This window comes from Terrisporobacter hibernicus (assembly GCF_020809405.1).
GTDB classification, from domain to species: Bacteria; Bacillota; Clostridia; order Peptostreptococcales; family Peptostreptococcaceae; genus Terrisporobacter; species Terrisporobacter petrolearius.
Genome location: NZ_CP081135.1, coordinates 1,236,913 through 1,250,902, shown reverse-complemented (window position 1 = coordinate 1,250,902; position 13,990 = coordinate 1,236,913). Strand labels below are relative to the sequence as shown.

Sequence of the window (13,990 nt, the reverse complement as noted above, 5' to 3'; positions counted from 1 at the left end):
TTAACGTACTCATACAAGAATAAAGAAGAAGTTGAAAATTATCGAGGACTGAAACTAGTAGGACTTTATTTGTTAGGGCTATGTACATTTAATTTCTATCTTGATAGTTTTACTTTGATTAGGAATAATAAATTCAATAATATCTAATAAATTGGAGTACAGAGATAGAGAAGTTTCTATAAAAAATATAAGTATTAAAGGTTTAAAAAATGATTATGAAATTATAAAAAAAGAACTAGTAATGGATGAATAAAAGATTTGCAATGAAGAAAGACTGTATGAAAATTAAATTACATACAGCCTTTTATAATATAGGTATAAAAATAACCAATTAAAAATATATTTTATTTTTACAAAAAAAGTGGTAACTCAACGGTAAAGGTTGCATCTTTATTAAAATTGCTAGTAGCATAAATTTTACCTTTATGTTGATCAACAATAGATCTTGCAATTGATAGACCTAGTCCGTATCCACCAGTTTCTCTATCTCTAGAATCATCTACTCTATAAAATCTTTCAAATATTTTGTTTAGTTTATCTTTAGGAATTCCGTCTCCAGTATTTTTAATTATTAATTTAGCTTTATTTTTATCTCTAACTAATGCAACAGAGATAGATCCGCATTTATTTGTATATTTTACTGCATTATCCATAAGAATACTAAATAATTTTTTCATACTATCACTATTACCATTTATCGTAATATTTTTACTTATATTAGTTTCTAATGTGATTTTACTTTCAAAAATAACAGCATCAAAAGTTAAAAGCATGCTATTTATAATATCGCTAAGATTCATATTTGAAACTATTAATTTATTTTCCTCCACATCTAACTTTGCAAGAGAAAGCATTTCATTTATCAAATCAGACATTCTATCTGACTGAGAATCAATATACTTAATCCATTTAGATTGATTTTTTATTGTATCTTCAGGGTAGCTCATTAATAAAGAAGTATTTGTTTTAATTATACTTAATGGTGTTTTTAGCTCATGAGAAGCATCTGCAATAAATTGTTTTTGCTTATTAAAAGTTTCCTTAATAGGCTCGATGCTTTTATTAGTAAGAAAAATACTTATTATTAGGAGAATAACAAGGCTTATGGATCCAGCCAAAATAAAAATTTGTATTAATCTTATTTTTAAACTATCCTCTGAAGATATATTTAAAAGTACAATTTTTGAATGACTTCCAAATGATCTTTTTTCATATTTGTAAGTATAATCATCTATTTTAGTTTTGCCACTACCCTTATCATTTTTATAAATACTGTTTATACAGTTTTGTAATTTTGTAGCAGTCATGTCGTAATTGAGATGTACAAAGTAATTTATTATATTTCCACTAACATCAAGTTCTACAATAATATTTCCATTATTAGGTTTTTGTTTTGGCGAATTATTCATAAGTGAATCAATAGTCATATTTGTTTCCCTGTTAATGATATGGTTGGTCATAAAATAGAGAAATCCAAAAATACTTATAAATACTACAGTGAGTAAAGTCATATTTATTAAAATAAATCTTGATTTAAGTTTTTTAAACATTGTCACTCCTCCAGTTTATAGCCAGCTCTTCTTATGGTTGTTATTTTAACAGAAGAGTTAATAAAAGTTAGCTTTTTTCTAATAAAAGATATATAAACTTCAATATTATTGTATTCCACATCAGAATCAAATCCCCAAAGCTTAGTGATTAAATCATCTTTACTTACGATATTTTTAGGGCGTTGCATAAAATAGTTTAATATTTCAAATTCTTTTTGAGTGAGAGTCACTGACGAATCTTTACAACTTAAATCATAATTAGATATGTTTAAATTAATATCGCAATAACGTAATAAATTATCATTTATTACTTCACCTTTTCTTCGTGAAATTGCTCTAATTCTTGCTAATAATTCCTTTGGATCAAAAGGTTTTGGCAAGTAATCATCTGCACCTAAATCAAGACCAGTGACTTTGTCATCAACAGAGTCTTTGGCTGTCAATAAAAGTACAGGTGTTGAAATATTTTCTTTTCTAAGTTTTTTTAAAACTTCTAATCCATTTAGTTTAGGGAGCATTATATCTAAAATAATTACATCATAAATGCCTGTTAGTGCGTATTCTAATCCATTTTCTCCATCATAAACTGCATCAACACTATATTTATTATTAATTAATATTTGACTTAAGGCTTCAGAAAGCTGTTTTTCATCTTCTACTAATAAAAGTTTCAATATATTTTCCTCCAAAAAGCTTCAAATTAAGCAAGGTATTTATCCAAAATTTAACGGTACATAAACACCTCTAACATAAAGCGAATTTTATTATATTATACAACAAAGCCCCTTAAAAAATTTTAAGGGGGAAACAAATTAATTATCACCATAGCTTGTACTAGAAAGGGTAAGGGTAATATTTAAGTTACCATTTCTACATCTCAACTCATCTAAAAAGGACTTTTGATTTACATCAGGTTTAAGGTTAATTAAATAACTTAATTCAAATAAAGAGCCAAAGTCTCTTGTTCTAACGCGTTCTATATTATAAGAAGCAGTATAATTATCTAATATTTCTTCGAAAATACCTTCATAATTTAAATCTTCAGGTATAGTGATTTTTAATTGCATACTTTTATTTTTAGGTTCTGTAAACTTAGTTACATGCAATCCTATCATTACAGCAGATAATATTAATGTAAATAAAACAGCATAAGTAATATATCCCATGCCGCAAGTAAGTCCAATGGCTAAAGTAAAGAAGATATATGCAATATCTTTTGGATCCCCAGGGGCACTTCTGAAACGAATTATGGAAAATGCTCCTGCTAAAGAAAAGGCCCTAGCTACATTGTTGCCAACAAGTAAAATAATTATAGATATTATTACAGGTAGCATAATTAAAGTTGTACTAAAACCTGAGTTAAAATTTGATTTTTTATTTGTTTTCATATAGACCACGCTAATTAAAATTCCTAAAACTATAGACGTGGTTATTACTATAAGAGAATTGGTAAGAGTAAAAGATTCTCCACTTGTTGATGCTATTATTGTTTCTAACATATTTCAGCTCCTATTTCCTTATTTTCTTTATTATTTAAGCAATATTTCATAAATTCATTACCATATTTTGAAAAATGAGTTGGATAAATTTCCAATTCAGATAAAATTTTTGTAAACCATAAAGGTATGGCACCTAATATTTTTACTTCCATAAGATATTTTCCTTCTCCAACTACATCTTCACCAAAACTCCCTTCTTCCAAGTGAAGGTGATTTCTTCTAGTTAAAACCCTTGAATCAAAAGTAACTCTAAATTCAGGATTATCCTTGCAAAAAAAAGCATTTCTGTCATAAGAAATAAATACAGTAGGATAAACTTTTGTATTACTAAGATAGTACTTTATTTCACTAAGAACCTGATTATCCATATAATCTTCAACTAGGGGTGTTTTATTATTATAAAGAAATTCATAAGCCTCACCTAAGGAAAGAGAAAGTCTTCTTTTACTAACTATACCGTTGATTTTCTTCTTTAGCTCCAAGAATACTTTATCAGTAGTATTAATTGGAATCTTGTAACTTCTTACTCTAAGTTTTTCTTTATAATATGGTTTTGATATGGAATGTCTTATGACATCGCTGTTTTTTGTATCATAATAGATGTTATAGATACTATACGTATTGTTGTTTTGGCAAAATTTATCACGATTCATATAATCTGAAAGTTTCGGAAGTAATTCATTATATTGGTCTTCTGTTATTAAAAACTTTTTTTCATAGCGCTTAAATGATTTTATTGCCATATTTATCACCTCTTTAGCAATGTATTTTATAGTATGAGTATAATAATGTAACCTTAAAAGAATCTTAAAGATAAATTTTTAACATATTTTTATGAAAAGAATTTTTTTTTATAGATTATATACATAATTTGGTATAGAATTAAAGTGTAAGAATAATAAAAAATATTTTAGGTTCTTTAACGATTAATAGGGAAAGAGGTGAGACCCCTCTACAACCCCCGTTACTGTAATGTGGACGAAACTCAGCGTACCACTGTAGTGTTAAACTATGGGAAGGTGAGGAGTAGGATGAAACTAAGTCAGGATACCTGCCTAAAATATCAAAAGAAATTTCTTCGGGGTGAAGGAAGTATCTTATTAGAAAACATTTTATGTTGGAAATTAAAAGATACTAGCCTAGCCTTTTGGTTAGGTTTTTTTAATTATCAACAAATAAGGAAACAGAATATTTAATTACAACAAGAAAACTTACCTAAATGAATCAAAATAATAAGATATACACCCTAAAAATAATTAAAAGGGAGATGTATGTAGTATGAAAAAAAGTAATTTAAAATGGTCATTAATAGCAGCCTTTATGCTAATGATCACACCAGTAGTCTCAAACGCAATGCACATCATGGAAGGTTTTTTACCAGTAAAATGGGCCATAATTTGGTGGGTAATATTTATTCCATTCTTCGTAGTAGGACTTAAAAATATTGCTAATATAGTTAAAGAACAACCTAAAAAGAAATTATTATTAGCTCTTTGTGGAGCCTTTGTCTTTGTATTATCAGCATTAAAAATTCCATCAGTTACAGGTAGTTGTTCACATCCAACAGGTGTAGGACTTGCGGCAATATTATTTGGACCTAGTGCAACTGTAGTTTTAGGTACAATAGTATTATTATTTCAAGCATTGCTATTAGCCCATGGAGGAATTACGACTTTAGGAGCAAATGCTTTTTCAATGGCAATTGTAGGACCATTAGTTTCTTTTGGAATATGGAAACTATGTAAAGATAAAATGGATAAAAAAGTTGCAGTATTTTTAGCAGCAGCATTAGGAGATTTGTTGACATATACAGTAACATCATTCCAATTAGGTCTTGCTTTCCCAGATCCAGCAGGTGGATTTATGGCTTCAGCAGTAAAATTCTTAGGAGTATTCTTTGTTACTCAAGTACCTATAGCAATAGCAGAAGGATTACTTACAGTTATAATTTATAACTTTATAACTGAAAATGAGGAGAGAGAGGTGTTAGCATAATGCAAAGTTCAACAACAAAAAAATCAAGTAATATGAAGTTGACAGTGATATTATTTATATTAGTTTTAGCTATAATTATTGTTCCACTAATAACTCAAAAGGGTGCAGAATTTGGAGGAGCAGATGGAGAGGCTGAAGGTGTAATAACTGAAATAAATCCAGAGTATGAGCCATGGTTTAGTAGTTTAATAGAACCAGCAAGTGGTGAAATTGAAAGTTTACTATTTGCATCCCAAGCAGCACTTGGAGCAGGAATAATAGGATATTATATAGGAACTACTAGAACTAAGAAAAAAATGAGAGAAGAAAGTTTAAATGATAATAGATGATTATGCTTATAAAAATAAGTTGTCTAAAGTAAATCCAAATATGAAATTTTCCATAGGTATGTTACTACTAATTTTATCTTTAATTAATCCTTACAATTATATATCTTTATTGGTTATAGGTATAATGAGTTTTGTTATAGTTGGAATTGCAAAAATTGAATTTAAAGATTACATTCATTTTATTAAAATTCCGTTTGTATTTTTAATTTTAAGTATAATTATGATACTTTTAAATTTTTCTAAAGATAAAGGATTATTATTATACAGTATAAATATAGGAAGTTTATACATAGGTGTTTCAAATGAATCAATAGTATCATCAACACGTTTGTTTTTTAGAGCATTATCATGTTTGACGTGTATTTATTTTATAATGCTAACAACGCCTTTTAATCAATTAATATTTGTATTTAAAAAACTACATTTACCAGATATAGTTTTAGAAATTTCAATGTTAATGTATAGATTTATATTTATATTTATGGAGGAAGTTGCAGACATAAGAAAGTCTCAAGAACTTAGATTTGGATATATAAATTTAAAAAATGCGTATAACTCCTTTGGATTGTTAGTAAATATGCTATTCAAAAGGATGATGATAAGATATGATGAGATGAGTATAGCTTTGGATATGAAGCTTTATGATGGCACATTTTATATTGTAGAGGAAGATTAATAATGTTTAAAATAAATAATTTAACATATCAATACGACAAAAAAAGAAAAGCCTTAGATAATATAACTATGGATTTTAATAATGGTGATATTATTGGCATAATAGGTTCAAATGGATCTGGAAAGTCCACATTATTTAACAATCTAATGGGAATTTTAAAAGCTACCCAAGGAGAAATATTATATAAAAATAGACAGCTTAAATATGATAAGAAAAGTTTATATAATTTAAGAAAAGAAGTAGGCATAGTTTTCCAAGACCCAGAGAAACAGATTTTTTATTCCATGGTATATGATGACTTGGCATTTGCTCTTAGAAATATTGGTACAGATGAAAAAACTATAAAAACTAGGATTAGCAAAGCTTTAGAATCTGTTAATGGCGAAGAGTTTATAGATAGACCAGTACATAGTTTAAGCTTTGGTCAGAAAAAAAGAGTAGCAATTGCATCAGTAATAGCTATGGAAAATAATATTGTTTTATTAGATGAGCCAACAGCTGGTTTAGATCCAGAAAGTACAAGAGCAATTGTAAATATAATTAAAACAATGTACGAAAAAGGAAAGAAAATAGTAATTACTAGCCATGATATGAATTTGATTTATGATATATGCGATTATGTATATGTACTAAATCAAGGGAAAATAATCAATGAAGGTAATGCGGAAGAAGTATTTATTGATGAAAAAAAAATAGAAGAAGCAGGCTTAGAACTTCCATGGCTTGTAAAACTTAATAAGAATATGAACTTGCCTTTGTTTAGAAAAGAGGAAGATTTATATAATTATTGGAGTGAAAATATGGAAGGTCATTTAAATAAAATAGCTAAATAAAAAATACGATACGAAAAATAGATTAAATCCATATTTTGCTACGAATATGGATTTTTTTTATTTTTCGTGATAGAATTTAACTCTCTAAAAACAAATAAACAAATATGTAGTTAGAAAATAAATATTGTTGTTTCAGATATAAATTAAAATTTTAACAAAAATAACAGAAAAGTGACTGTTTAATAATATTTATATATATAAAAATTATTAATATGTTTTGCAACCTAGTAAAAATAACTATAATTAAAATATATAAATTTTTTATGAAATAAGAAGAGAATTGTAAAATTTAATAGAATTAGTTTAGGTTTTAGGGAAAAAGGTAAAAGCCTTTGCAGCCCCCGCTACTGTAAAACGGATGAAACCATAATTACCACTGTCAAGTTGATGGGAAGGTATGGGAGTAAAATGATGTTAAGCCAGGATACCTGCCTAAACTAATTATATATAGAAAATCTCGGGGTGAAGATTTGATTTTATGTTACATAGTAAAATCCTAGCCATTTGAGCTGGGATTTTTTGGTATTTAATATAAAATGGAAAGGATTAATGCTATGGGAAAAAAAATAATGCTTCAAGGAACTGCATCAAATGTGGGAAAAAGCATAATAACTACGGGACTATGTAGGATTTTCAAACAAGATAATTATAAGGTAATACCTTTTAAATCTCAAAATATGGCTCTTAATTCTTTTATAACAAAAGAAGGTTTGGAAATGGGAAGAGCTCAAGTTTCTCAAGCTGAAGCTTGTGGAATAGACCCTACTGCAGATATGAATCCCATATTATTAAAACCAAATGGCAATAACAAAAGCCAAGTTATAGTAAGAGGAAAAGTAGTAGGAGATATGTCTTCGAAAGAATATTACGAGTATAAGTTAGAGTTAGAAAAAATATTAGCTGACATATTTAAAGAATTTGAGGAAAAATTTGATATAGTTGTAATGGAAGGCGCAGGTAGTTGTGCTGAAATCAATTTGATGGAAAGAGATATATCAAATATGGGAATGGCGCAAATTGCAGATGCGCCAGTTATATTAATTGGTGATATAGACAGAGGTGGAGTATTTGCATCAATAGTAGGCACAATAATGTTACTTCCAGAAAAAGACAGAGAACGAGTTAAAGGTGTAATAATTAATAAATTCAGAGGAAGAAAAGAACTTTTAGAATCTGGTGTAAAAATGCTTGAAGATATTATAAAGGTTCCTGTTCTTGGAGTTATACCTTATACTGACATAAAAATCGAAGAGGAAGACAGTGTGACCACAAGATTCAAGAAAAAAGTAGATAAAGGAGATATTCATATAGAAGTGATAAGAACACCTCATATGTCTAACTTTACAGATTTTAATATATTTGAAACACAAGAAGATGTAAGTCTTAGATATGTTGATTATGGAGAATCTCTTGGAAATCCTGATATTGTAATTATTCCAGGAACCAAGTCAACAATAGATGATTTAATATTCTTGAGAGAAAATGGCTTAGAGAATCAAATTAAAGAGCTTCACAAAAGAGGAAAGCTTGTACTTGGTATTTGTGGTGGGTATCAGATGTTAGGAAAAGTTCTAAAAGACCCATATCATGTGGAAAATGATCTGGAAGAAGTGGAAGGTATAGGTCTTTTAGATGTAGAGACGACTTTTGAACTAGAAAAAACTACAACACAAGTTAAAGCTATATTAGGAGGTAATTTGCATGGCTACCTTGCAAATTTAAATAAAAAAGAAGTTAATGGATATGAAATTCATATGGGAATGACAAGAAGAAGAGAAAATAGTGATAATTTTGCAACTGTAACAGAAAAACTTGGTGAGATTGTAAGGTATGAGGTTGGTAGCGTAAATAATCAGTGTAATGTTTTTGGAACTTATATGCATGGAATATTTGATGATATAGATTTTACCAGAACTATTTTAAATAACATAAGGAAAATAAAAAATTTAGAGCCTGTTGAAAGTAAAGTTGAGTCATTTGATGAGTTTAAAAATAAAGAATATGATAAATTAGCTGATTTTTTAAGAGAACATTTAGATATGGAAAAAATATATGAAATAATGAATTAAAATTCGCTACGCTTAAGCCACTGCGTGGGCGCTTCACTTCATAGTGCCAACGAGGTGCTTTTGCTACCGATTCAGGCAACGACCTTGCTTAAAATAATTCAAATTAGGTGGTAATATGAAAAAAATATTAATTGCAGGAACAAATAGTGGAGTAGGAAAAACTACAATTTCCTTAGGAATAATGCAAGCATTAACAAAAAGAAATTTAAAAGTACAACCTTATAAAGTTGGACCTGATTATATAGATCCCTCTTATCATACATTTATTACTGGAAGATATTCAAGGAATTTAGATTCATATATGCTTGAAGATGAGAAAATTAAATATATAGTTAAGAATTCTTCAAAAGATGCAGATATTTCGGTGATTGAAGGTGTAATGGGACTATACGATGGTTATGGAATTGATTTAGACGATTGTACTAGTTCATATACTTCAAAAATATTAAAAACACCAGTGATTTTAGTTATAAACGCAAAGGCAATGGCAACATCTGCTGCTGCTATGGTACTGGGATATAAGATGTTAGATGAAAATGTAAATATAGCTGGTGTTATTACAAATAATGTAAAAAGTGAATCCCATTACAATATTTTAAAAGAAGCTATAGAAAAATATACTGGTGTGGAGGTACTTGGGTATTTTCCGCCAAACAAAGAATTTTCTTTAGAGTCTAGACATTTAGGTCTAGTACCTTCAGTTGAGATAAGTTCTTTAAAAGCTAAGTTTGATAATCTAGCAGAGGAAATAGAAAAATATATAGATATTGATAGAATAATTGAAATATCTGAAACTGAGGATTTTAATACTTCATTTAGCCTAGAAGATTTCATAGAAAAAAATAAGGCCATAGGTAAAACAATAGCCGTAGCTTATGATAAAGCTTTTAACTTTTATTATAGAGAAAACATAGAGTTATTTGAAAAGCTAGGCATGGACATAAAGTACTTTAGCCCTATTGGTGACAGAAAACTTCCAAAGTGCGATTATGTTTACATAGGAGGAGGATTCCCAGAAATTTTTGCAAAAGAGTTAGATGAAAATGAAGAGATTAGAACTTCTATCATGAATGCTCATTATAATAATATTCCCATATATGCAGAATGTGGAGGGCTAATGTATCTTGGAGAAACATTAGAAGATCCAAATAATGATATTTATAACATGGTTGGAATTTTTAAAGGATGTAGTAAAATGACATCTTCACTTAAAAGATTTGGATATTGTTTAGGTGAGGCTAAGGAAGACACTATTCTAGCTAAAAAAGGACAAATAATCAAAGGACATGAATTTCATCATTCAATTTTTGATAGTCAAGAAGAATGTGCTTATTATATGAGAAAATTGAAAAATAACAAAGTTATTGATGAATGGGAAGGTGGCTACAGTAATGGTAATACTCTAGCAACATATCTGCATACACATTTTTACAACAACTTAGATTGCATATCTAATTTTATAAAAAGAGGACGTGAATAATATGAATCTATTATCTATTTATACAGGATATGCTCTTGATTTAATCATAGGAGACCCATATTCATTTCCTCATCCAGTAAGATTTATTGGCAAACTTATTAGTTTTGTAGAAAAACAAATAAGGAAGATAGCTACAAGTGATAAGGCATTAAAAATAGCTGGCTTTTTTCTTTGGTTTGTCGTTGTAGGAGTAACACTAGGTAGTACTTCTATTGTACTACGTTTGTTTCAGTTTAATAAAATAACTTATTTCTTGGTAAATTCCATATTAATTTATACAACATTAGCTACAAAATGTTTAAAAGATGAATCTGAAAAAATATATAAAGTATTAAAAACTGGAGACTTGGAGAAATCTAGAATTCAGCTTTCATACATAGTAGGAAGAGATACAACAAATTTAAGTGAAAAAGAAATAGTAAGAGCAACAGTTGAAACTGTGGCAGAAAATACGGTAGATGGAATAATAGCTCCATTGTTTTACGGATTTATAGGGGGAGCTCCTTTGGCTATGGCATATAAGGCTATTAATACTTTAGACTCAACAGTGGGATATAAGAATGATAAGTATTATTATCTAGGGTTTGCATCAGCAAAAATAGATGATATTGCAAATTATATACCAGCAAGATTAGGTGTGCTTTTACTTTCTATTGGAAGTTTATTTGTTGGGTTTAATTTTAAAGATGCTTTAAAAATTGGAATAAGAGATAGAAAAAATCATAAAAGCCCTAACTGCGCTTTTTCAGAAGGTGCAGTAGCTGGAGCTTTAGGAATACAGCTTGGTGGTACGAATGTTTATTTTGGAAAAGAAGTGTATAAACCAACTATAGGAGATAAAAAAAGAGAAATAGAAATTGAAGATATTGTAAGAACAAACAAAATAATGTATTCATCATCAATAATATCAATAATAATTTTTACAACTTTTTACTATTTAGTAATTGGTTTATAAAAAAAGAAAGGAGGAAGTTATGAAAGATTTAGGACATGGAGCTAATGTGGATATCATGGCAGAAACTTTTAATAAAAATACTGAAGATATAATAGATTTTAGCTCAAATATAAATCCAAAAGTTGTTCCTAATTTGGAAAGATATATTTTGGAAGGTTTAAGTAATTGTAAAAGTTACCCAGATATTAATTACACGAAATTAAGAAGAAATATTGGGAATTACATAAATGTTAATCCTGGATATATTATTCCGGGTAATGGAGCAACAGAAATAATATACCTTCTTATGAAAAATATTAAGAAAAGATTGGCAATATTAAATCCAACATTTTCAGAATATGAAAGAGGAGCTAAATTAAATAATTTAGAATTGATAAACTTTATGCTAAATGAAGAAGATGAATTTAGTGTAAATTTGGAAGAAATAGAAGCAAATATAGATAATTTTGACAGTTTATTTATATGTAATCCTAATAATCCAAATGGAAAGGTAAAAAACATAGAAGAACTTTTAAAAATAATAATAGAAAGCCATAAGTTATTAATAGTTGATGAAACTTTTATGGAGTTTGTACATGAAGAAGAAAATTACAGTTTAATAAAATATGTGGAAAAATATAAAAACATATTTATTATAAAGGCAGTGACTAAATTCTTTGGAATGCCTGGTCTTAGACTAGGTTATGGTGTTACAAGCAATAAAAAACTTATAAATGATATTTATAGATATAAAGAGCCTTGGACAGTAAACTCATTTGCTGATACTTTATCTAATTATATTTTTAATGATAAAGAATATATAACATCTAGTAAGGAGTATTACCTTAAAGAAAGATTATATATGATAAATGAATTAAGAAAAATTGAGAATATACATGTATATGACACAGATACAAATTTTATATTAATGGAATTAAAAGATATAAAAGCAGATGAATTAAAATTTAAATTATTTAAGGAAAGTAATATATTAATAAGAAATGCATCAAACTTTATAGGTTTAGGTGAAAAACACATAAGAATAGCAATTAAAAGTCATGAGGAAAACCAATTGATTTTAAAGGAATTAAATAAATTGTTGGGAGAATAATATGAAATCTTATGGAATATGCCCCGCATCTTGTGGTGAATTTGTTCAAGGTATATTAGATAGTGAAGAATACTTATCATCTTATGCAATTGATATGTTTTCAGTTGCTATCCTTGAAGAAAGAAAAGAGAATATTAATTTAGGGCCTAAAAAATCAAGAAAAGCTATAGAAAAAGTATTTGAAAGATTTAATATTCCACTAAGGGAATGTGAAAATATATCTCTAGAAATTAATAGCAGTATACCCATAGGTAAAGGAATGGCCAGTTCTACAGCAGATATAGGGGCAACTATTAAGGCAACATTATCCATGATAAATAAAGATTTAGGTAATGAAGAAATATCTCGTATTGCTTCAGAAATAGAACCTACAGATTCTATTTTATTATATAAAAACTCAATTTTTAATCCTGTTAAAGGTCAGGTAAAAAAATATTTAGCTAACTTATATAATGCTAGAGTAATAATTTTAGAACCAGATGAAATACTGGAAACAAGCATAATAAGAAGCAATCCAAATTATTTAGATATTAAATTGGAAAATGAAGTAATTATAAATAAATCCTTTAAATTATTAGAAGAAGGATTAAGAAATAATGATTTAAAGTTGATAGGTAAGTCTTGTACACTAAGTAGTATGGCAAATGAAAATATACATAAAAAACCATATTTAAATGAAATTATAGAAATCAGTAACAAGATGGGAGCCTATGGAGTTAATATTGCTCACAGTGGTACAGTTATTGGAATATTAATTGATAATCATATGGATCATGAGAGAATAATAAATCATTTAAAAGAAAAATCTTTTAATGATTATTATAAAAAGATACATTTATCCAAAATTATAGGTCATAAAGAAAGGGAGGAAATAGAGTGGAATACGTTAAAGACCCTAAGATGATAGAGGTAAAAAGTTTTGAAATTATACAAGGTATAATTGATGATATTAGACCAGGATATAAGTTTAAAAATGAGATAGAAGAAAAGATAATAAAGCGTTGCATACATACAAGTGCTGACTTTGAATACTTAGATATATTAAAAATATCAGATACAGCAGTAGATTCAATAAGAAATGCTTTAAACAATAAATGCACAATTTACACAGATACAAATATGGCTCTTAGTGGAATAAATAAAATGAAACTAAATGCCCTTGGGTGTGAATACAAGTGTTTAGTAGCTGATGAAAGAACTAAAGAATTGGCTAAGGAAAAGGAAATAACTAGATCTATGGCTGCTGTGGAAATAGCAATGAATGAAGAAGGGAAAAAGCTATTTGTATTTGGAAATGCTCCAACTGCTCTTTATAAGACTATAGAAATGGTTAATAAGGGAGGCCATGTTGAAGCTATTGTAGGTGCACCAGTTGGATTTGTTGGTGCAGCAGAATCTAAATATGAATTAGAAAAAACTTCTATTCCTCACATAGTAGTACAAGGAAGAAAAGGTGGTAGCAATATAGCTGCAGCCATAATGAATGCTATTTTATATGCAATGTAGGTAATGTT

Annotated in this window: 14 protein-coding genes and 2 riboswitches; of the genes, 10 read left to right on the top strand and 4 right to left on the bottom strand. The window is 28.1% G+C overall.

Translation table 11 applies throughout. The annotated features are described in order from the left end of the window. Positions 1–350: 350 nt before the first annotated feature. The 4 genes from JW646_RS06015 to JW646_RS06000 all read right to left on the bottom strand — a co-directional run bounded on the left by JW646_RS06015 (position 351) and on the right by JW646_RS06000 (position 3,792). The gene (locus JW646_RS06015; protein ID WP_228416916.1) at positions 351–1,550 is read right to left on the bottom strand and encodes a sensor histidine kinase; all 1,200 of its coding nucleotides are present in this window, start codon (positions 1,548–1,550) and stop codon (positions 351–353) included. Positions 1,551–1,552: 2 nt separating this feature from the next. Continuing rightward, positions 1,553–2,224, bottom strand: a complete 672-nt coding sequence (locus tag JW646_RS06010) for a response regulator transcription factor (protein WP_148557312.1) — start codon at positions 2,222–2,224, stop codon at positions 1,553–1,555. Positions 2,225–2,362: 138 nt separating this feature from the next. Next, positions 2,363–3,049 (bottom strand): DUF4956 domain-containing protein, encoded by a 687-nt coding sequence (locus JW646_RS06005; RefSeq protein WP_228416915.1) that lies wholly within the window; start codon positions 3,047–3,049, stop codon positions 2,363–2,365. Then, positions 3,043–3,792, bottom strand: coding sequence for a polyphosphate polymerase domain-containing protein (locus tag JW646_RS06000; protein WP_148557314.1), 750 nt, complete (start codon positions 3,790–3,792; stop codon positions 3,043–3,045). Before JW646_RS06000 ends, JW646_RS06005 begins: the two co-directional genes overlap by 7 nt. Before the next feature lie 152 nt (positions 3,793–3,944). Continuing rightward, positions 3,945–4,122, top strand: a riboswitch (cobalamin riboswitch). A 205-nt stretch (positions 4,123–4,327) separates the two neighbouring features. Here JW646_RS06000 and JW646_RS05995 point away from each other — a divergent pair. The 10 genes from JW646_RS05995 (at position 4,328) to JW646_RS05950 (ending at position 13,982) form a co-directional block, all read left to right on the top strand. Then, positions 4,328–5,044 carry an energy-coupling factor ABC transporter permease gene (locus tag JW646_RS05995; RefSeq protein ID WP_074919284.1) on the top strand — a complete coding sequence of 239 codons (717 nt, stop codon included), beginning with the start codon at positions 4,328–4,330 and terminating at the stop codon, positions 5,042–5,044. Beyond that, a complete protein-coding gene (locus JW646_RS05990; protein WP_206925387.1) occupies positions 5,044–5,373 on the top strand; it encodes an energy-coupling factor ABC transporter substrate-binding protein in 330 nt (109 codons plus the stop codon). Before JW646_RS05995 ends, JW646_RS05990 begins: the two co-directional genes overlap by 1 nt. Next, positions 5,360–6,049: a cobalt ECF transporter T component CbiQ gene (gene cbiQ, locus JW646_RS05985; RefSeq protein WP_228416914.1), complete on the top strand. Its 690-nt coding sequence runs from the start codon at positions 5,360–5,362 to the stop codon at positions 6,047–6,049. Before JW646_RS05990 ends, cbiQ begins: the two co-directional genes overlap by 14 nt. Before the next feature lie 2 nt (positions 6,050–6,051). Beyond that, a complete protein-coding gene (locus JW646_RS05980; RefSeq protein ID WP_228416913.1) occupies positions 6,052–6,882 on the top strand; it encodes an energy-coupling factor ABC transporter ATP-binding protein in 831 nt (276 codons plus the stop codon). Between the two features lie 288 nt (positions 6,883–7,170). Next, a riboswitch (cobalamin riboswitch) is annotated at positions 7,171–7,332 on the top strand. A gap of 104 nt (positions 7,333–7,436) precedes the next feature. Further along, positions 7,437–8,951 carry a cobyric acid synthase gene (locus JW646_RS05975; protein WP_228417373.1) on the top strand — a complete coding sequence of 505 codons (1,515 nt, stop codon included), beginning with the start codon at positions 7,437–7,439 and terminating at the stop codon, positions 8,949–8,951. 115 nt (positions 8,952–9,066) lie between these two features. After that, positions 9,067–10,431 (top strand): cobyrinate a,c-diamide synthase, encoded by a 1,365-nt coding sequence (locus JW646_RS05970; protein ID WP_228416912.1) that lies wholly within the window; start codon positions 9,067–9,069, stop codon positions 10,429–10,431. Between the two features lies 1 nt (position 10,432). Then, positions 10,433–11,386: an adenosylcobinamide-phosphate synthase CbiB gene (gene cbiB / locus JW646_RS05965; RefSeq protein WP_228416911.1), complete on the top strand. Its 954-nt coding sequence runs from the start codon at positions 10,433–10,435 to the stop codon at positions 11,384–11,386. Between the two features lie 19 nt (positions 11,387–11,405). After that, a complete protein-coding gene (locus JW646_RS05960) occupies positions 11,406–12,476 on the top strand; it encodes a pyridoxal phosphate-dependent aminotransferase (RefSeq protein WP_228416910.1) in 1,071 nt (356 codons plus the stop codon). A 1-nt stretch (position 12,477) separates the two neighbouring features. Beyond that, the gene (locus tag JW646_RS05955) at positions 12,478–13,380 is read left to right on the top strand and encodes a GHMP family kinase ATP-binding protein (RefSeq protein ID WP_228416909.1); all 903 of its coding nucleotides are present in this window, start codon (positions 12,478–12,480) and stop codon (positions 13,378–13,380) included. Continuing rightward, entirely contained in the window at positions 13,353–13,982 is a 630-nt protein-coding gene (locus JW646_RS05950) for a cobalt-precorrin-8 methylmutase (protein ID WP_228416908.1), read from the top strand. Before JW646_RS05955 ends, JW646_RS05950 begins: the two co-directional genes overlap by 28 nt. The last annotated feature ends 8 nt before the right edge of the window (positions 13,983–13,990 follow it).

Excerpts from the sequence above, each read along its gene's own strand:
- JW646_RS06000 (WP_148557314.1), bottom strand. The coding sequence starts at position 3,792 with ATGGCAATAAAATCATTTAAGCGCTATGAAAAAAAGTTTTTAATAACA.
- JW646_RS05980 (WP_228416913.1), top strand. The coding sequence starts at position 6,052 with ATGTTTAAAATAAATAATTTAACATATCAATACGACAAAAAAAGAAAA.
- cbiQ (WP_228416914.1), top strand. The coding sequence starts at position 5,360 with ATGATAATAGATGATTATGCTTATAAAAATAAGTTGTCTAAAGTAAAT.
- cbiB (WP_228416911.1), top strand. The coding sequence starts at position 10,433 with ATGAATCTATTATCTATTTATACAGGATATGCTCTTGATTTAATCATA.
- JW646_RS05955 (WP_228416909.1), top strand. The coding sequence starts at position 12,478 with ATGAAATCTTATGGAATATGCCCCGCATCTTGTGGTGAATTTGTTCAA.
- JW646_RS06015 (WP_228416916.1), bottom strand. The coding sequence starts at position 1,550 with ATGTTTAAAAAACTTAAATCAAGATTTATTTTAATAAATATGACTTTA.
- JW646_RS05970 (WP_228416912.1), top strand. The coding sequence starts at position 9,067 with ATGAAAAAAATATTAATTGCAGGAACAAATAGTGGAGTAGGAAAAACT.
- JW646_RS06005 (WP_228416915.1), bottom strand. The coding sequence starts at position 3,049 with ATGTTAGAAACAATAATAGCATCAACAAGTGGAGAATCTTTTACTCTT.
- JW646_RS05960 (WP_228416910.1), top strand. The coding sequence starts at position 11,406 with ATGAAAGATTTAGGACATGGAGCTAATGTGGATATCATGGCAGAAACT.
- JW646_RS05995 (WP_074919284.1), top strand. The coding sequence starts at position 4,328 with ATGAAAAAAAGTAATTTAAAATGGTCATTAATAGCAGCCTTTATGCTA.
- JW646_RS05990 (WP_206925387.1), top strand. The coding sequence starts at position 5,044 with ATGCAAAGTTCAACAACAAAAAAATCAAGTAATATGAAGTTGACAGTG.
- JW646_RS05975 (WP_228417373.1), top strand. The coding sequence starts at position 7,437 with ATGGGAAAAAAAATAATGCTTCAAGGAACTGCATCAAATGTGGGAAAA.